Source organism: Kiritimatiellia bacterium, from assembly GCA_026417735.1.
Taxonomy (GTDB): Bacteria; Verrucomicrobiota; Kiritimatiellia; order PWTM01; family PWTM01; genus CAACVY01.
Map to the genome: position 1 here is coordinate 373,617 of JAOACR010000009.1, position 18,273 is coordinate 391,889.

General features: G+C 69.2%; 14 protein-coding genes and 1 tRNA gene. 8 read left to right on the plus strand and 7 right to left on the minus strand.

Annotated features, from left to right (window positions below):
• Positions 1-10: 10 nt before the first annotated feature.
• The 3 genes from N2652_05235 to N2652_05245 form a co-directional block, all read right to left on the minus strand.
• Positions 11-3,130 (minus strand): hypothetical protein, encoded by a 3,120-nt coding sequence (locus N2652_05235; protein MCX7818598.1) that lies wholly within the window; start codon positions 3,128-3,130, stop codon positions 11-13.
• Positions 3,131-3,199: 69 nt separating this feature from the next.
• The gene (locus tag N2652_05240; GenBank protein MCX7818599.1) at positions 3,200-3,856 is read right to left on the minus strand and encodes a DUF1080 domain-containing protein; all 657 of its coding nucleotides are present in this window, start codon (positions 3,854-3,856) and stop codon (positions 3,200-3,202) included.
• A gap of 275 nt (positions 3,857-4,131) precedes the next feature.
• Positions 4,132-6,492, minus strand: a complete 2,361-nt coding sequence (locus N2652_05245) for an alpha-N-arabinofuranosidase (GenBank protein ID MCX7818600.1) — start codon at positions 6,490-6,492, stop codon at positions 4,132-4,134.
• Between the two features lie 119 nt (positions 6,493-6,611).
• Between N2652_05245 and N2652_05250 the strand changes: the two genes are divergently transcribed.
• The 7 genes from N2652_05250 to panC are packed head-to-tail and all read left to right on the plus strand — an operon-like array spanning position 6,612 to position 13,393.
• On the plus strand, positions 6,612-7,775 hold the full coding sequence (locus N2652_05250) for a 4-phosphoerythronate dehydrogenase (protein MCX7818601.1): 1,164 nt from the start codon (positions 6,612-6,614) through the stop codon (positions 7,773-7,775).
• Between the two features lie 37 nt (positions 7,776-7,812).
• Positions 7,813-8,682, plus strand: a complete 870-nt coding sequence (locus tag N2652_05255; protein ID MCX7818602.1) for a ThuA domain-containing protein — start codon at positions 7,813-7,815, stop codon at positions 8,680-8,682.
• Positions 8,683-8,709: 27 nt separating this feature from the next.
• Entirely contained in the window at positions 8,710-9,288 is a 579-nt protein-coding gene (locus tag N2652_05260; GenBank protein MCX7818603.1) for a nitroreductase family protein, read from the plus strand.
• Complete coding sequence (locus tag N2652_05265; GenBank protein ID MCX7818604.1) at positions 9,279-10,325, plus strand: endo alpha-1,4 polygalactosaminidase; 1,047 nt, start codon at positions 9,279-9,281, stop codon at positions 10,323-10,325. Before N2652_05260 ends, N2652_05265 begins: the two co-directional genes overlap by 10 nt.
• Complete coding sequence (locus tag N2652_05270; GenBank protein ID MCX7818605.1) at positions 10,265-11,677, plus strand: succinylglutamate desuccinylase/aspartoacylase family protein; 1,413 nt, start codon at positions 10,265-10,267, stop codon at positions 11,675-11,677. The genes N2652_05265 and N2652_05270 overlap by 61 nt, the downstream gene beginning before the upstream one ends.
• Positions 11,678-11,720: 43 nt before the next feature.
• A complete protein-coding gene (gene panB / locus N2652_05275; protein MCX7818606.1) occupies positions 11,721-12,524 on the plus strand; it encodes a 3-methyl-2-oxobutanoate hydroxymethyltransferase in 804 nt (267 codons plus the stop codon).
• An 8-nt stretch (positions 12,525-12,532) separates the two neighbouring features.
• A complete protein-coding gene (gene panC / locus N2652_05280) occupies positions 12,533-13,393 on the plus strand; it encodes a pantoate--beta-alanine ligase (protein MCX7818607.1) in 861 nt (286 codons plus the stop codon).
• Here the strand turns inward: panC and N2652_05285 are convergent, their stop codons facing one another.
• The 4 genes from N2652_05285 to glmM all read right to left on the minus strand — a co-directional run bounded on the left by N2652_05285 (position 13,394) and on the right by glmM (position 17,980).
• Positions 13,394-13,882: a dCMP deaminase family protein gene (locus N2652_05285; GenBank protein MCX7818608.1), complete on the minus strand. Its 489-nt coding sequence runs from the start codon at positions 13,880-13,882 to the stop codon at positions 13,394-13,396.
• A gap of 48 nt (positions 13,883-13,930) precedes the next feature.
• Positions 13,931-14,680, minus strand: a complete 750-nt coding sequence (locus N2652_05290; protein ID MCX7818609.1) for a rhomboid family intramembrane serine protease — start codon at positions 14,678-14,680, stop codon at positions 13,931-13,933.
• 77 nt (positions 14,681-14,757) lie between these two features.
• On the minus strand, positions 14,758-16,602 hold the full coding sequence (gene glmS / locus N2652_05295; protein ID MCX7818610.1) for a glutamine--fructose-6-phosphate transaminase (isomerizing): 1,845 nt from the start codon (positions 16,600-16,602) through the stop codon (positions 14,758-14,760).
• A gap of 25 nt (positions 16,603-16,627) precedes the next feature.
• On the minus strand, positions 16,628-17,980 hold the full coding sequence (glmM, locus tag N2652_05300) for a phosphoglucosamine mutase (protein ID MCX7818611.1): 1,353 nt from the start codon (positions 17,978-17,980) through the stop codon (positions 16,628-16,630).
• A 215-nt stretch (positions 17,981-18,195) separates the two neighbouring features.
• Between glmM and N2652_05305 the strand changes: the two genes are divergently transcribed.
• Positions 18,196-18,270, plus strand: a tRNA-Cys gene (locus N2652_05305).
• Positions 18,271-18,273 lie beyond the last annotated feature (3 nt).

Below are 18,273 nucleotides of genomic sequence, written 5' to 3' on the forward strand. Positions count from 1 at the left end.
GCCGCGCACACTAGGGGGTGACCGTGATCCACATCGGCGAAACCCACACGAGCTCGCCGTCCGCCTGCTCTCCCCGCACATAGTAGTAACGCGCCGGCCCCGGCTCCGCCGACATGTCGGTCCACTGGAAGTAGACGTCTGCCGAATTCGGTTCCTCGGTGTGCACGTAGGCGCCATCGCGGATGATGTGGACGCGCGCGAACGGCGCGGTACCCCGCAGCCTCACCTGCAACGTTGGCCGGCCGCGAATGGAGAACTCCTCTCCCATGAAATGTTCTCCGCAGCGGACGTCCGCAAGGATGTTGTCGGTGGCGCCGTACACGCGCCGCGCCTTCATCCCGGCGACGATTCCCTCGGGCGTGAGGTCTTCCACCCAAACGTTGCAGTAGCTGATGTGCGTGGAGGTATGGTCGCTCGAGGCCTGGAAACCGAGCCGATATCCCTTCTTCAGCGCGCGCGACACAAACCCAAGCGGCCGCCAGCCACCGATGGAGTGCTCCGCGGTGTTCGCCCTCGGCGCGCCGGGCATCTCGTAGTTCTGACGGCAACCCTGGTAGATTTCCACCACCGGTTCCACCTTCGGGTTGTTGTCGCGCCAATCGGTGCCCATGTCGGTCCCGCTGGTGTGACTGGCGCAAATCCCGTCGTGTTCCGCCAGATAGCGGTAGAGCATCTGTGTGTCCGGCGAGCTTGGCCGGTCCGCATCCTCCGGCAGATCGTCCATCGCTTTGCCGAGCCCTCCGCGCAGCCGGTGCAGCGTGCGCACACCCCGCTGCGCGAACACCACGTTGCGGTGCCCATCGGGATAGCTCACGGACCGCTCATACGAGTAGACCGGCGCAAATGCGCCGGGCACTCGGAATAGATCCGTCGTTTTCTGGATGATCCACCACGGATATTCCCGGCCACCGCCGTTGTCGTGGTCACCGTTGCCGATCCACTCCAGCGCAGCCGCATCGAGACCGTAGCGCCACATGTCCATCAGCATACCGTCGCCGCCGCCATCGCTGGAGATTTCGGTGTGCCGGTGGAACTCGCCGCGCGCCAGCCGGTACGTCCGCCCACCCACCGTCACCCGCGCCGCGCGCAACGCGGCCACATCGCGCTCTTCTTTCCGCGCCCGCTCGTCCTTGCCCGCCACCGCCGGCGCCGTCGCCAACGGTCGCAGTTGCGGCGGTGCCGCGGGCCGGAAGGGCGACGAGAGCCGGGCGGCCACCAGCTCGCTGTTGACCGGATCCGGCCAACGAGCCTTTAGCACCGGCTCTGCCACCATTTGCCCTTCCCGGCGCAGTTCCCGCACAAACCAGTCGGGCAGACGCGCCGCGGTCTCGATGCGGCCGTCGGATGCGCACACCATCGCGAGCGCACCATCCGAAAGCGCCGCAAACGCGGGCCGGCTGTCCAGCAGGTGATCGCTGCGGTCGCAGATGATTTCGTCCGACCAGCGATCCCCCTCGTACCAGGCCAGATGCGTCAGCCATACCGTACCGACCCCTACCCGGCCGCCCGCGCGGGCGGTCCGCACCGCCAGCCACACCCGCCCCGCCGGATCATACGCCAGCACCGGCAGCGCAAGCGTGCCCCGGCGTCGGGCTCCTCGGCTGCCCGCCGCCGGCCGGCGCGAGGCTAGCGCGGGCGGCGCAAACGCCTCCGCCGCCGGCTGCACCGGCTCCGCCCAGCTTCCACGATCCCACACGCGCACCTCGACGGACCGCTCCATCAGCAAGCCAACGCCCTTGTCCCGCACCGCCGCACCAAAGTCCTTGCCCCAGAGCTCCGGGCTTTTCTCATACGCCACCCACAGTCGCCCATCACGGTCAAAGACCATGCTGGGCCGCATCTCGCCCGCCGCCGACGCGGCCACCGGCACGATCTCCTCCCAACGGCCGGCCGCCCATCGCCGCAAAAACACGTCGTAGTTGCCATGTTCGTATGAATCCCACGCGATCGCGACCTGACCGTCCTCCGATGCCGCGATTGCCGGCCCCCACTGGTTCCCCGGCCGGTCGCTCACCACCTGGGGCGACCCGATCCGCTCCCCCTCCTGCCGCGCGGCCAGTATGTCCGCATGGCCATCCTCGCGGAACGCCATCCACGTCACCCACACCCGCCCCTCCCGATCCCTCGCTGCCGCGGGCAAGAGATCAGGGCCGGCCGACTTCGTCAGCGCCTGCGCCGGCGACCACTCGTCCGCCGCGCGCCGTCTCGCGAAGAGATCCCAACGGCCATCCTGTTTTGCGGTCCAAAACACCCACACCGATCCCTGTCCATCCACCGCGGCAGCCGGCCGGAACACGTCGCCACCGGCCGGCGTAACCTCCCAGGGGCCATCCCAGCGGCCGTTCTTCCAGCGCATCAGCAGAACCTGGTCGCCGCCGGTCGGCTCCGCGAGATCCGCAAATGAATCCGGCATCTCGGTTGGTTCATTGCGCACCCGGAACTTCTCCCCGTGCCGGAACGCTACATACGCGACATACAGCCCACCGTCCGGCCCCACCGCGACGGCCGGCCAGTCGTCCTCGGTCGGTGCGGAGAGAATCGTTGTGGCCGCGGCCGCTCGAGACACGGCCACCAGCCCATCCATCCGCCAGACCGCGCGGCCACCGTCCAGCTCGTTGAGCCGCACCTGAAAGTCCCCCTGCGCGGTGCGGAACCGCAGCTCGGTCTCCGCGGTGGTATCGGCCAGCTCGATCAGCAGCGCCGAGTCCTGCAGCGGCATCGTCTCATGGCCGCGCTGTCGCTGTTCCCGATTCCACGGAATGGACCGCCGCGTGGTCACCTTCCAGGTCGCCCCGGTGACCAGATCGCGCGGATCCCGCCACCAGCTGCGAATCGCGACCACTCGCCCCGGGGAGACTTCAAGCGAGCCGTCCCACACCGTCGGTTCCTTTCGGCCGGCCGCGCCGCGGCTGCCGAACTCAACCCGCAGCACGGTCAGGCCGGCCGCCGGAAGCGGCGAGGTGGTGGGCGCCTCCTCTGCACCACCGCTGCCGCCCCCCACCACGGTCCGCCGCCGCCCCACCCGTGCGCGGGCCTCCGCGCCAAACGCCGACCATGCCGCCGCCACCATCGCCGCCAGCGCCACCGCGCCCACAGCAAGGGGCGCCCATCGTCGCAGCCACCGGCTCATATCGACACCCTCCGCGCTACCTCCGTGCCGTCACCTCAGGCCGATCTCTCATCGGCGTTCTCGTGCAATTCATGGCAGCGCTTCAATCACCACATTGCGGAAATGGATCTCACCACCCTCCGACTGCAGGCCCACCGGCCCCGGTACGACTTCACAGTCCTCTGCCGCATTCACCTGCCGGCCGTTCACCATCACACGAAGGATCCCGCCCCGCAGCTCAACCTCCATCGAGTTCCATTCGCCCGGCTCCTTTTCCGCCGCCTCCGCCTTTCTCACGCCCGTGAGGGTGCCGCCCATCGGGTGCCCCTCGCGGCGAAAGGTTCGGTCCTCCGGACCGCGAAGCGCCATCCCGTGAAAACCGTACAGCGCGCCGGCATCGCCACTCTTGAGCTGCACCTCGATCGAGCGCGGCAGCGGCCGCGGCTCGCCATTGATTCGCAACAGCACACCGCTGTTGCCCGGCGCACTGCCCGGCGCCCAGCGCCACTCCAGACGCAGACGGAGGTTCGTATAGACCGCCTTCGTGAACAGATATCCCATCGGCTCGCCCCGGCACACCAGCACACCGTCGCGCACGCTCCACACGTCGCCCTTTCGAGCGGACGGCTCCGCAAGAAATGCGTCCCACTGATCCAGGTCAAATGGGGCCAGCGTCTGCGCGGCGATCGCGACCGTCGCGAACGCCAAAATCCCCCAGACTCCAGCGAGAGGACGGACTCGGCTCATGATCACAACCTCCTTTAGCCCTTCCGAGGCTGCGCCGATTCGGCAAGCGGCACGCCTCTCGCGCCACTATACGCGCGAACCCCAATGTGCGCGAACTTTTCCCGGCCCTCCCGAGCGCGACGCGCGGCGCGTTCCCGCCGCCCTCATCTGCGCGAGGGTGAACTCACTCCATGGAGGGTCACGCCGGCCGAAGGCGGCCCCCTCTCACGGCCCCCCACCGCCGGACCCGCCCGCGGGGCAGATATTCCTGCGGCCGCCGAACCGCCCAACGCCACTCAACGTACCGGCGCCAGAGGGAACTCGACAATCGTCGCCGAATGCGGCGGCAGTTCGAGAACGTCCGGCCCGACCGCGGTCACGTCACTGATCACCACGACGTCGGGCCGGCGCGGATCGTTGTGTGCGGCGGGATCGTTGCCGGCGACCCGCCATCCGCGGCCACCGCCCGCCACCGCGCCGCCCCGCCATTCAAGGGGTACCCGCAGCGGCTCGCTCCATGGGTTGACCACTCCCAACCGCACGGTCCGACCATCGGGCGACCTGAGCGCCTGCGCATCGATCCACGGTCCGCAGCTCGTGCGCAGGGGTGCGCCGAGGAAATGCTCGCGGTACATCGCCAGCACCCAGCCCGTCGTCTCCATCGCCGCGCGGGAACGGTCGGTCTTCACCGCGCCGATCACGTTCACGGTTTGCGCATAGAACGCCGCGGTGATCAGCTCGCTTTGCCGTGCGTACTCGTGGATTCCCGCCGCAATGCCGAGCGCATCGCGTAGAAAGTACCGCGTGCCGAGCTCTCCAAAGACGTGCGGCCCGTACCAGTAGTTCCACTCCGTCACCGCCACGCGGATGTCCCGCCCGGCCAGCTCGGCTATCTCCGTTCGGTAACGCCGGTGCGCCTCGGCAATTCGGCGGATCGCATCGGGAATCTGGCGGACATGGCTCATCTCGCCCGCCTGTTCCCTGCAGTAGAAGTGCTCCGCAATCCAGTCGATGCGGTCCGCGCACTGCCGCAGCATCAGTTCGTCCCAGCGGCCGATCTGGCCGGACGCGATCGCGATGAAGTCCGGTTGCACCGCCCGCATCGTGTCCACCACCCAGTTGTGTTTGAGCATGTAGTGCTCCGGTTTCATGTGTCCGAGCTGCCAACTGCCCCACATTTCGTTCCCGATGCACCAGTAGCGGACACCGAACGGCTCGCGCGCGCCGTTCTCCGCGCGACGCCGCCCCCAATACGTACCGCGCGCGCTCCCGTTCGCGTACTCGAGCAGCGCCGCCGCGGAATGCGCATCGCCAAAGCCAGTGTTCACCGTGATCAGCGGTTCCGCACCCACCTCGCGGCAGAACCGAATGAACTCGTGCAGACCAAAGTCGTTCGGCTCCACACCCGTCCAGGCGGGGTTCGCCCGCGGTGGACGCCGATCGCGCTCGCCGATCCCGTCGCGCCAGTCGTAGCCCGAAACAAAGTTCCCGCCCGGCCATCGGTAGATCGGCGCGCGGAGACGCCGCAGCAGCGCCAGCGTATCCCGCCGCATCCCCGCGACGTGATCGGCCGGCATCAGCGAAACCGCCCCGATCACCACCGGCGCACCGTCCGCCCGAAGCTGGAACGCTGCGTCGTGCAGCGTCGTCGTCGCGACGAACGCGAAAGAAATCTTTTCGTAATCGCCAGCGCCAATCGCAAACGTGCCGTGGCGCTCGGGCACTGCGCCCTCCAACGCGACCCCCAGCCGTGCGCCGCGACCCTCCGCCCGCGCCCACACGCAGCCCTCGTACCGTCGCCCCACCTCGATTTCCAGGTACCGCTGCTGTATCGCCGCGCCCACACTCAGCCTCGGCGCGTGCGGCGCCGCAAACGGACGATTCGTCACCATCACCACCGCGGTGGAGGCGCCGCCCTCGGCCACAATCTGCCAGGGCGAGGCCCGCAAAATCGGGAACGGCGCCTCAGGGCTCGGGCGCACTCCCGGTCCGTACGGCGCATACTCCGCGCGGATCGGATAAAAGAACTTCCGGTCCTCCAGCATTTCGGCCCAGATGCCCCCGTAGATGCACCGGCCCATGTGTTCGATGAACTGGCTGTACACCCGCTCGTCCAGGGGTGCCCCCGCCGCCGCGACCTCCACCGTAATCGCCCCCGCCGGCAGCGGCGGCATCGCGACCGGTTCGATCGCCAGACGTTCGACCGCCACCACCCCCCTGGCGAGCGGCCTGCCGACCACCCCGACCTCGAGCTCCACCGAGTCCGCCGCGCCGCTGTCGAACTCTAGCCCCACCTCGCGCCACTCTCCCGGGCCGCCGGCCGGTTCGGACCGCTCCGGCCGGTTGCGGAGTCGCATCAGCGCCTCGCCTCCCTCCACCCCCTCCGCGCGCAGCCGACCGCCCATCCGGTAGCGCGCATGCGGCCGCACACCCACCGCCAGGCGCCAGACCGCATGCGTGCACCCCGTCTCGACTCTGACCATCAGCCGGCGCTCGCCCGCGGGCTCCCGCACCACGTCGAATTTCGCCTCCCCGCCGGCCGCGGATGTACGCCAGAAGCCCGAACGGTCGCCCACACCCTCCGGCAACGGCAGCGGCCGCCCGCCAACCTCGAGCACAAGGGCCACGCCCAGCACGAATCCCAGTCTCGCCTTCATCGCACACCTCCGTGCGGGCATCCTTCATCGCAGCGGGCCGAAGGCTCGTCAAGCCTCTCGAACCCGTCCCGCCCGCCCTGCGGGTTGCGAGCAGCCACCTAAACGCGCATCATCGCAACGTGAAGATCGTCTGCGCGGAGAGCGTGCTGGCCGGCGCGGAAGCGTTCACCACGCTCGGGGAAACCACCGTGCTGCCCGACCGCGCCATCCGGCGCGAGCACCTGCTGGATGCGGACGCTCTCGTGATCCGATCGAAGACTCGCGTCACGCGCGAGCTGCTCGACGGCACGCCTGTAAAGTTCGTCGGCACCGCGACCGCCGGATTCGACCACATTGACATCGCCGCGTGCGAGGCGCTCGGCATCGCGTGGACCGCCGCCCCCGGCTGCAACGCGACCAGCGTTGCGGAGTGGCTCGTCGCCGCATTGCTCGTCTGGTCCCAGCGCCGCGAGCGGACGCTGCAGGGCCGTTCGATCGCGGTGATCGGTGTCGGCCAAGTCGGCAGCCGGGTGGCTCGCCGCGCAGAAATCCTCGGTCTGCGGCCATTGCTGAACGACCCACCGCGCGCGCTCGCGGAGGGCGACCCCTGCTTCCGGCCGCTCGATGAAGTGTTGCCCAGCGCCGACATCGTCACGTTACACGTTCCGCTGACCGACCAGGGCCCGTTCGCCACGCGCGGCATGGCGGACTGCCGTTTCTTCGAGCAGCTGAAGCCGGGCGCGCTGTTCGTGAACGCCTCCCGCGGGGAGGTCGTGGACGAGGACGCGCTGACTCTGGCGCTCGACAGCGGCCAGGTCAGCGACGCGGTGCTGGACGTCTGGCAGCACGAGCCGGCGATTTCGCCGCGTCTTTTGGAGCGCGCGCTGCTCGGCACCCCCCACATCGCCGGCTACTCGTGGGACGGCAAGCTCGCTGGCACCGTTCAGGTCTACCAGGCGTGCTGTCGCTTCTTTGAGGTCCGCCCGCTGTGGCGGCCGGCGGAGGTTTCGCCGGGCGTCCCTCCCCCACGCATCGAGGTCATGCCCGATGCCGACGCTTCGCTGCGCGCCGCAGTTCGCGCCGTGTACGATATCGAGCGTGATGACCGCGCACTGCGCGGCGACGGCGCGCCACCGGGCGAGACGCTCGCGGACCGCTTCGAGCGGCTGCGGCGGCGCTACCCCGTACGCCGCGAGTTCGCCGCCGCCACGCTGCTATGGCCCGGCCAGCTCGACGATCCGCCGGCCCGGCGGCTTGCCGCGCTCGGCTTCCAGGTGCAGCCAGCAAAGGGCCTCAACTCGTGATAATTTGGAAGGGAGACTCACAACCCAGGGAGACACCATGAACAACCACATCCGGATCCACACGATGAGCTCGCTACTGATGGTGCTGGCCGGCGTGATCGGTGCGCCCGGCAAACCGCCGACCGAGGAGCAGATGGAAAAAATCCGCGCGGCGATTCCCGACCGCCCGCAGGTGGCACCCCGAAAGCCCCGCCGCCTGCTCGTGTTTTCGCTGACCAAGGGTTTCCGGCACTCGGCGGTCGAGTGTGGCGCGTTCACGCTGTTGGAGATGGGCCGTAAAACCGGCGCGTACACCGCCGAGGAGAGCACCGACCCTGCGGTGTTCGCTGCCGCCTCGCTCCAGCGCTTCGACGCGGTCGCGTTCAACAACACCACCGGCGAGCTGTTCGATGACCCGGCACTCAAGTCCGCGTTCATGAGCTGGGTGCGCGCCGGTGGCGGCGTCGTCGGCATTCACGCAGCGACGGACACCTTCTACAAGTGGCCCGAGTTCGGCGAGATGATGGGCGGCTACTTCGATGGCCATCCCTGGCACGAAAAGGTCGTGCTGCGCATCGAAGAGCCGGATCACCCGCTGCTGCGCGCGTTCGGCGGGCGCGACCGGTTCGAAGTCACCGACGAAATCTACCAGTTCCGCGATCCCTATTCGCGCAGCCGGCTGCGAGTGCTGATCAGCCTCGACCCTGACCGGATCGACATGACGAAGAAGGGCATTAAGCGCACCGACCGCGACTTCGCTGTGTCATGGGTGCGCCGGTTCGGTGAAGGCCGCGTGTTTTACTGCTCGCTCGGCCATCGCGAGGAGATTTTCTGGAACACGACGGTGCTCACGCACTTCCTTGACGGCATCCAGTTCGCGCTCGGCGACCTTCCCGCCGACGCGACTCCGCGCCCCGGGCCCCGGTAAACAGGCGGCGGGCGGGGCGCTTGCGCCATGGCGGCGGTGGCAACAGACCGCGAACCGGCCCCATCGGCCCTGCTCGAGCTGGCTCGCCGTCGCAGCAGTTGCCGCGCGTACGCGCCGGAGCCAGTACCGGAGGCAACCATCCGGCTCTGTCTCGAATGCGCGCGACTGGCCCCCTCCGCCTGCAACCGGCAGCCGTGGCGGTTTGCGGTCGTCCGCGATCCCCCGTTGCGAGCGCGCATCGTGCACGAAGGCTTCCTGCCCGGCCTGGGCATGGCGTGGGCCGCGGAGGCGCCGGTGTTGCTGGTGCTGGGCATGGTGCGCGACCTCGTCACCCATCGCATCGGCGCGGGGGTCGCCGGCGTCGACTACCCCTGGGTGGACATCGGGATCGCCGGCGAACACTTCGTGCTGGCCGCCACCGAACAGGGGCTGGGGACCTGTTGGATCGGCTGGATTCGTCCCCGCACGCTGCGACGGCTTCTCGGCTGGCCACCGACCGTACGGCCGGTCGCGGTCATCACGGTCGGCCGGCCCGCCCCGGACGCACCGCCGCGCCCGCCCGCAGAGCGACGACGCCCGCTGGAGGACCTGGTGCTGTGGCGCTGAGCGCTCGCCCCTTGCGCAACGGCCGCCGCCTGGCGAAGAGCGTGCTGGTGATGTCTGCGCTTGGCGCGCTGCACTGCGCCGGCGCCCCCGGCACCGTCCCCCCACCCGCCTCGGTCGGCTACGTGCTGCAGTACGAGACCCTCGGCCACGGCCGCCAGGAAGTGCTCCAGCGACTGGCGGCATCCCGCCGGGAATGGCTCGTGTTGGAACCCGCTTGGGAAACCGGCGCCGGTCCCGCCGGACGATGGAGCCGCACCGAGCTGGAGGCGCTCCGCGCCGCCCATCCCGGCCGCCGTCTCCTCGCGTACCTCTCAATCGGCGAAGCCGAGGACTATCGCGATTACTGGGTGCCCGCCTGGGACGCGAACCGCGACGGCCGCCCCGACCCCGGTGCGCCGCGCTGGCTCCTTCCCGAGAATCCCGACTGGGAAGGCAACTACCGCGTGCGGTACTGGTCGCCGGACTGGCAGGCAATTGTGCTCGCCGAACTCGCCCGCTGTCTCGCCAGCGGGTTTGACGGTCTCTATCTCGACATTGTGGATGCGTTCGAAACGTTCGAGTACGACGCCGCACGACGGCAGTGGATCGACCATCGCCGCAATCCGGAGACCGGCCGCTCCTATCGCGCTGACATGATCGAATGGGTTCGGCGCATCGCCGCTCACGCGCGGGAACTGCGGCCGGGTGCGCTGATCGTGCCGCAAAACGGCGAGGCGCTGCTCGCTTCCGCCGACTACCGTGCCGCGATCGATGCGGTGGCGCTGGAAGACCTGTGGAGCGACGGCCACCGACGGCAGGACCCGCGCGAGATCGCCTGGCGGCTGAAGCTGTTGCAGCCCTGGCGCGCGGAGGGCGGCTGGACCTTCACCATCGAGTACCCGGAACGCGACGATCTGCGCCGCGCGGTGGTCGAGGCGGCCGCCCGCGCCCGTCTGCCGCTGCTGCTGACCGACCGCGAACTGCAGACGCTGGGCACATGGGTTCCCGTGCCCGCCCCGCCGCGGTCGGAGCCAGCGCCCCGCCGCCGCCGACCCTGATTCGCATGGCGCCGTTGCGCCACGCCCGTCCAAACATTGGAAAATGTCCGACGTACCGCTTCCAACCGTTGGACCGACAGAAACACGCGCGCGCCGTCGTGCTGCTCGCCCTCCTCCTGCGGCTGTTTTCCGCCGTTGCCGACGATGGACCCGCTGGCGTGCTGCTCGACGCAACCGATACGGCGACCCCATGGTACGAGACCCACGGCAACGCCCCGGGACCTATCGTCGTGCTCGTCGGCGGCACACACGGCGACGAGATCGCCGGCGCCATCGCGGCCGATCAGATCCGCCGATGGCCGTTGTGTCGCGGCCGGCTGCGCGTGCTGCCACGCGCCAACGTCCGCGCGATCGCGGCCGGACGACGCACCGCGCCGGATCAGCCCTCCGCGACCGCGAATCTGAACCGCAACTTCCCCACCGGCCGGCTGCCGGAACCGCGTGGCGAGCTCGCCGCCGCGATCTGGCGGTGGCTCTCCGCCGAACCGCCGGACTGGGTGCTGGACCTGCACGAGGGCAGCGGTGTGCACGCGACCAACCGCGGAACTGTCGGCAGTTCGTTGATCGTGCCCCCCGACGCAAACGTTCGCGCGATCGCAACGCAGCTGTGGCGCCGTGTGAACACAACCGTCACCGATCCCTCACTGCAGTTTACGATTCTGGCGACCGGCGGTGTCACCGGCGGGCTGATGCGCGCGGCATGGGAACGACTCGGCGCCCGAGCGATCACGCTCGAGACAACAATGGCGTATCCACTGGCGCTGCGTGTTCGTCAGCACCGGCTGATGGTCCACGAGCTGCTCCGCCGGCTGGAGATGATCGGTGAAGAGGTCCGCCCCGAAGTGCCGCTGGCGCCACGCGGCCCTCGTCCGCCCCAGGGGTGCGAACTGCGGGTCGCGGTGTACGCGGATGCGGGCGCCGAGCCGGCGGCGGTGCGCGGTTTGCTCGCTGAGCTGGAAGCCCCCGGCCGGGTCGTGATGCCGGTTGGCGCGGCCGAGATCGCGGACAGCGCGCTGGCAGCGTTCGATGTGCTGGTCGTGCCGGATGAACCCACGACGCGGGCCGGCGCGCTGCGTACCGAGTTCGATGCGCGCGTCGCCGAGAGGATTCGCCACTTCGTTCGGAGCGGCGGTGGCTACGTGGGGCTCGGCGCCGGCGCAGACGCCGGCAGGGAGCTCGGGTTCGTCCGCGCACCGCCCGCAAGCCCCACCGGCGCAGTGAGCATCAGATCGGGCGGCGGGCGCGTAGCGCTTTTTCGTGTTCTGCCGAGCAGCCAGACGGCATCACTGATCGCGGCGATCGAGTGGGCCGGAGGCGCCGCCAACGCGAGCGCGCCGGCGCCCGGCCACTGAGCGGCGGCGCGCAGGGACGGCGACCGCATGCTACACTGAGGCCATGAGCAGCGGCTCCGACGTGTGGACCGTCGCGCGCGTGCGCGCGCTGAAAGGCCGCCGGTTCGCCTGCGTCACCGCGACCGACGCGGTGACCGCCCGCTGGGCGGACGAGGCCGGGCTGCCACTGGTGCTGGTCGGCGACTCGCTGGCGATGACGGTGCTCGGCCACCCGACCACGCTGCCGGCAACCATGTCCGCGATGCTGCACCATGCCGCCGCGGTGGTGCGCGGCACGAACCGCGCGCTGGTGATCGCGGACATGCCCTTCCTCTCCTACCAGGTGTCCGACGAAGAGGCTCTGCATAACGCGGGCCGCTTTCTGCAGGAGGCCGGCGTCGCGGGAGTGAAGATGGAGGGCGGCCGCGTGCGCGCGGCGACGGTGCGGCGGCTGGTGGACAACGGCGTGCCGGTGCTCGGCCACATCGGGCTGCTGCCGCAGAGCGTGCGGGCGATGGGCGGCTACGCGGTGCAAGGGCGGACCGCATCGGACGCGGCGCGGTTGCTGGCCGACGCGCGCGCGCTGGAAGCCGCGGGCGTGTTCGCGATCGTGCTGGAAGGGATGCCCGCCGCGGTTGCGCGGCGCATCACCGCGAGTGTGAAAGTGCCGACGATCGGCATCGGTGCCGGCCCTCACTGCGACGGCCAGATCCTCGTGCTGCACGATCTGCTGGGCATGACCGCCGGCCGCGCCCCGAAATTCGTCCGCCGCTACGCGGAGCTCGGCGCGGAGGCGGTCGCCGCGCTGCAGCGGTTCCGCCACGATGTGGAAACGGGCCGCTTTCCCACTGCCGAACACTGCTATTGAGGCCGCGCATGGAGGTGATCCGCGATCCGGCGCAGATGCAGCAGAGCGCGCTCGCCTGGCGGGCGGAGGGTCGGCGGATCGCGGTGGTCCCCACGATGGGTGCGCTGCACGACGGCCACCGCTCGCTGATCCGGCTCGCGCGCGGGCGGGCGGACCGACTCGTCGTCACCCTGTTCGTGAACCCGACCCAGTTCGGTCCCGGCGAGGACTTCGCGCGGTACCCGCGGAACTTCGAGCGCGACCGCGCAATCTGCGAGGCGGACGGTGTGGACGTGCTGTTCGCGCCCGACGTGGCGGCGATGTACGCGCCCGACCACAGTGTCTGGGTCGAAGAGACCGCGCTGTCGCGCGGGCTCTGTGGCGCCCGCCGCCCCGGCCACTTCCGCGGCGTCGGCACAGTGGTGGTGAAGCTCTTCATGCTCACCCAGCCCCATGTGGCCGTGTTTGGCGAAAAGGACGCCCAGCAGCTGCGCGTGGTCCGGCGCATCGTCCGCGATCTCAACCTGCCGGTGGAGATTGTTGCCGCTCCGACCGTGCGGGAACCGGACGGGCTGGCGATGAGCTCGCGGAACGAGTACTTGACCCCCGACGAACGCCGGCAGGCCATCGCGCTGCGGCGTGCGTTGGAGGAGGCGGCGGGCCGCGTCGCGGCCGGCGAGCGGGACCCCGCAGTGCTTCGCGCTGCGATGGACGCGACAATCCGACGGCTCGCGCCGTCCGCAGAGCCCGACTACATCGAGATCGTGGACAGCGAGACGCTCGAGCCGGTCGCCTGGGTGGATCGTCCCGTGCTGGCGGCGATCGCGGTACGTTTCCCCTCCGCCCGTTTGATTGACAACGACCTGTTACGGCCGCCGGCGGCTCGCTAATCAATCCGCGCGGCGCCGCGCCCGCCGGTAGCGGCGAACGGTGACACCGGCGATCTCCAGCAGCCGGCGCGCCGCGTCGGAGAATGAGTATTCTTCCTCGTACACCACCTCGCGGATGCCGGCATTGATGATCATTTTGCAGCACATCAGGCAGGGGCTGGTCGTACAGTAGAGCGTTCCGCCGCGCACCGCGATGCCGTGATAGGCGGCCTGCACGATCGCGTTCTCCTCCGCGTGCGCGCAAATGCAGTCGCCCAGGCGCTCGCCGCTGGCCGTCGTGGAGGCGCAGCGCGCGCACCCGCCGTCCATGCAATTCGGCACGCCGCGCGGTGTGCCGTTGTAGCCGGTGGAGACAATCCGCCGGTCGCAGACGATGAGCGCCGCCACGCGCCGCCGGCGGCAGTTGCTGCGGCGCGCAACCACATGCGCAATGTCAATGAAGTACTCGTCCCAGTCGGGCCGGTCTGAGGTTCGTCGCGGGCGCGGCATCGTGCGCGAGTGTGTGCAGAGGACGGCGGCCGGTCAACCGCAGCCGACTCACCACCACACCGCCGCTCGCCGGCGTCGGCGACAGGCGGCCAGACGCCGCGGGTCGCAAAATAACCGCACCAGCCCAACGCCGGCGAGGAACCCGCCCACGTGCGCCCAGAACGCGACGCCGCCCGACGCCGGTCCCACCGAAAACAACGTTCCGAGCAGCTGCAAAAGAAACCAATAGCCGAGCATCACGATCGCCGGCATCACGACCACCCGCGCCCAGAACCCGAAGAGTATCAGCGTCTGCACCGGCCGCGTCGGGAACAACATCGCGTACGCCCCCATCACCCCACCGATCGCACCGGACGCACCGACCATCGGCACCGGACTGGCGGGGTTGGAGAGGATCTGCGCGGCGGCGGCCGCCAGACCGCAAAGCAGATAAAAGATCGTGAACCGCACCGGCCCCATCGCGTCCTCGACGTTGTCGCCGAAAATCCAAAGAAACCACATGTTGCCGAGCAGATGCAGCCAGCTGCCGTGCAGAAACATCGAGGTCAGCAACGTCCACCAGTTCGCATGGTCCTCGATCACGCACACGAACTCGCGCGAAATCGGGATCATCGTGCCCGGCCGCACCGTGCCGAGCAGCTCGCCCGGGATCACTCCCCAGGAGCAGATCGAACGCACCAGCGGTTCCGGCGCACCGAGCCCCTGCACGAAGATCCAGGCGGCCAGGTTCGCCGCCACGATCAGCACCATCGCCACCGAAGTGTGAACGGTCGGGTTTTCGTCGCGCAGTGGCAGCATGTCGGCCGAAGCCTACTCGAGCCTCCGCCGCCGAACAAGGAGCGGCTCCCGGCGGCGGGCGGCGCGTCGGGCGAGAGCTATTCCACGGTAACGCTCTTTGCGAGGTTGCGCGGCTGGTCGATTTCGCAGCCGCGCCGCCGGGCCACATGGTAGGCGAGCAGCTGCATCGCGACCGCGGCGACCACCGGCGCCACCAACGGCGCGCAGCGCGGCAGGGCGATCGTGTGCGTGGACATCGCCGGAACTGTGTCGTCGCCCTCGGTGACCACCGCGACCACCGGCGCGCCACGCGCGCGGCACTCCTGAATGTTGCCGATCATCTTGTCGCGGCCCGGCACGTCCAACGCGAGCGCCACCACCGGCACCGACGGCTCCAGCAACGCGATCGGTCCGTGCTTCAGCTCCGCCGCATGATAGCCCTCCGCGTGGAGATAGCTGATCTCCTTCAGTTTCAGTGCCCCCTCCAGCGCGACGGGATAGAGCAGACCGCGCCCGATGTAGAACGCGTCGCGCGCATCGGCGATCTCGGCGGCGACCGCCGCAATCGCCTCGTTGCGCTGCAGGACCCGGCGCACCAGCGCCGGCAGCGCACGCAGATGCGCAATGATGTCCAAGCCGGCCTCCCGGGAGAGCCGCCGACAGCGTCCAAATTTCAACGCCATCATCAGCAACACCGCGACCTGCGAGGTAAACGCCTTCGTCGAGGCCACGCCGATCTCCGGCCCCGCATGCAGGTACACCCCGCGCCCGGTCTCCCGCGCGATCGTCGAGCCCACCACGTTGCAGATCCCGCAGAGCGCCGCGCCCTTCTGCCGCGCCTCCCGCACCGCGGCGAGCGTATCGGCGGTCTCCCCGGACTGACTGATCGCCACCACCAGATCGCGCGGGGTCAGAATCGGATTGCGATACCGAAACTCCGCGGCTTGCTCCACCGACGCCGGCAGGTCCGCGAGATCCTCGAAATACAACCGGCCCACCATGCCGGCATGCAACGACGTGCCGCAGGCGACCAGCACCACGCGCTGCACGTCCGCGATCTCCCGCGGCGTCATCGCCAGACCGCCGAGCTTTGCGGTGCCTGCGCTCACATCCAGACGCCCGCGAAGGGAGTTTTCCAGCGACTCCGGCTGCTCGAAGATCTCCTTCAGCATGAAGTGCTCGAACCCGCCCTTCTCCGCCGCGCGCACATCCCAGTCCACCTGCGACACCGCCCTCGAGACCGGCGTATTCTGCACCGTCCGCACATCGATGGAGCCCGCGGCGAGCTCCGCAATGTCGTCATCGTCGAGATAGATCACGCGGTTCGTGTGTGCGACGATCGCGGCCGCATCGCTGGCGACCAACGTTTCGTCGTCGCCGACGCCGATCACAATCGGGCTGCCGCGCCGCGCCACCCAGATACGACCCGGGTGATCCGCGTGCACGACCGCGATACCAAGCGTGCCCTCCACCTGCCGCAGTGCCGCACACAGCGCGCCGATCGGGTCCTGCGCAAACCCCAGACTGCCGAGCAAATGGGCGAGCACCTCGGTGTCGGTGTCGGACCGGAAGGTGTGGCCGCGCGCCTCGAGCTGGCGGCGCAGCTCCGCGTAGTTCTCGATGATGCCATTGTGCACGAGCGCGAGCCGCCCGCTCGCATCGAAGTGCGGATGCGCGTTGGCTTCGGTCGGCGGTCCGTGGGTCGCCCAACGCGTGTGCGCGATGCCGCACGCGGCCCGCTCGGCGGGGGTGCCGGGCCATTCCGCGGCGACACGCTCCGCCAGCGCCTGCACCTTCCCGGGCAGCTTCAGCCACTGCAGCGCGCCGTCCGTCACCACCGCGATGCCGGCGGAGTCATACCCTCGATACTCCAGCCGCCGCAGATTTCCGATCAGTGTCTCCGGAGCCGGCCGCGGCCCCGCATAACCCACAATCCCGCACATGTGTGCCCGTCCTCCGGCTCGACCTTCAGGCGCCGATCTCTTGTTTCAGCAGCTCCACAATGCGACCACACCACTCCTGCACGGCCTCGGCGCTGGGGCCCTCGACAAGCACCCGCACCTTGGGCTCCGTGCCGGAGTAGCGCACCACCACACGGCCGTTGGTGCCCAGCGCACGGCGTGCCTCGTCAAGCCGCTGGCTCAAGCCGGATACCGTCTCCAACGGCGGGCGCGCGCGGACCGGCAGACTCACCAGCTTCTGCGGATACTCGACCATGCAGCCGGCCAGCTCCCGCAGCGGCTGGCCAGTCGTTTTCATCAGCCGCAAGACTTGCAGCGCGGTGATGATGCCGTCTCCGGTCGTCGCATGGTCCATAAAAATCACATGACCGGATTTCTCGCCGCCCAGGTTGTAGCCGCCGGCCCGCATGGCCTCGATCACCTGGCGGTCGCCCACGTTCGTCGTGACCACCCGGATGCCACGCTCGGCCATGGCCGCGTGCAGCCCGAGATTGCTCATCGTCGTCACGACAAGCGTCTCGCGCGCCAACCGCCCGCGAGAATGGAAGTCCAGCGCGCACATTGCCAGAATCCGGTCGCCATCCACCACCTCGCCCGCACTATCGGTGAAAATCACGCGGTCCGCGTCGCCATCGAGCGCAATACCCACGTCCGCCTTGTGCTGCCGCACCAGCTGGCCAACCGTCTCCGGGTGTAGCGCACCACAGCCGTTGTTGATGTTGTAGCCGTCGGGCGAGGCATAGGCCTTCGTCACTCGCGCCCCCAGCTCCTCGAAGATCCACGGCCCGATCCGATACGCCGCGCCATTGCTGCAGTCCAGCACGACGTGCAGCCCCGACAGGTTCTGATGGCCGACCGTCCCCTTCGCGAACTCAATGTAACGGCCCCTCGCGTCCTCAATCCGGTACGCCTTTCCCATCGTGTCGCTGCGAATGTGCTCCGCGGTCAGATCACCGTTCACCACGTGGCGCTCAATCTGCAGCTCGAGGTCATCGGAGAGCTTGAACCCCTCGCCATCGAAAATCTTGATCCCGTTGTCGTCGTAGGGATTGTGCGAGGCGGTCAGCATGATGCCCACCGTCGCCGCCATCGAGCGGGTCAGATGCGCCACCGCCGGCGTCGGCAACACGCCCACCAGAAACACGTCCATCCCCATCGAGACCAGCCCGCTCGTCAGCGCCGTTTCCAGCATGTAGCCCGACAGCCGCGTGTCCTTCCCCAGCACCGCGCGGCGACTTCCATGCCCGGAAGCACCAAACACATGCGCGATCGCTTTCCCGACCTGCAGCGCGACCTCCGGTGTGATCGGGTGATAGTTTGCCCGCCCGCGGATTCCGTCCGTTCCGAACAGTCGTTCCATGATTGGTGCTCCGATGCGATGGCCCGTCCGCCGGCTGCAACTTATCACACCACAAAGCGTCGCCGCAACGAAATGGCGCCGTAGCCGCCGGCGAGTTCCAGCGTGCCTCCCCTCACGCTCCGCCGGCCGGCTCACGGCGACCACTCGCTTGCCGGCTGGTCAGCCGCGGGGTATGATGAAACTGTCTTTGGGGCCTGCGGGCCCGCCGCGACGGTGGCGCGGTAGCCAAGTGGTAAGGCGGAGGTCTGCAAAACCTCTATGCATCGGTTCGATTCCGATCCGCGCCTCCATTT

Coding starts and splice junctions, on each gene's coding strand:
- N2652_05235 (MCX7818598.1), bottom strand. CDS start 3,130: ATGAGCCGGTGGCTGCGACGATGGGCGCCCCTTGCTGTGGGCGCGGTG.
- N2652_05240 (MCX7818599.1), bottom strand. CDS start 3,856: ATGAGCCGAGTCCGTCCTCTCGCTGGAGTCTGGGGGATTTTGGCGTTC.
- N2652_05245 (MCX7818600.1), bottom strand. CDS start 6,492: ATGAAGGCGAGACTGGGATTCGTGCTGGGCGTGGCCCTTGTGCTCGAG.
- N2652_05255 (MCX7818602.1), top strand. CDS start 7,813: ATGAACAACCACATCCGGATCCACACGATGAGCTCGCTACTGATGGTG.
- N2652_05260 (MCX7818603.1), top strand. CDS start 8,710: ATGGCGGCGGTGGCAACAGACCGCGAACCGGCCCCATCGGCCCTGCTC.
- N2652_05270 (MCX7818605.1), top strand. CDS start 10,265: ATGGGTTCCCGTGCCCGCCCCGCCGCGGTCGGAGCCAGCGCCCCGCCG.
- panB (MCX7818606.1), top strand. CDS start 11,721: ATGAGCAGCGGCTCCGACGTGTGGACCGTCGCGCGCGTGCGCGCGCTG.
- panC (MCX7818607.1), top strand. CDS start 12,533: ATGGAGGTGATCCGCGATCCGGCGCAGATGCAGCAGAGCGCGCTCGCC.
- N2652_05285 (MCX7818608.1), bottom strand. CDS start 13,882: ATGCCGCGCCCGCGACGAACCTCAGACCGGCCCGACTGGGACGAGTAC.
- N2652_05290 (MCX7818609.1), bottom strand. CDS start 14,680: ATGCTGCCACTGCGCGACGAAAACCCGACCGTTCACACTTCGGTGGCG.
- glmS (MCX7818610.1), bottom strand. CDS start 16,602: ATGTGCGGGATTGTGGGTTATGCGGGGCCGCGGCCGGCTCCGGAGACA.
- glmM (MCX7818611.1), bottom strand. CDS start 17,980: ATGGAACGACTGTTCGGAACGGACGGAATCCGCGGGCGGGCAAACTAT.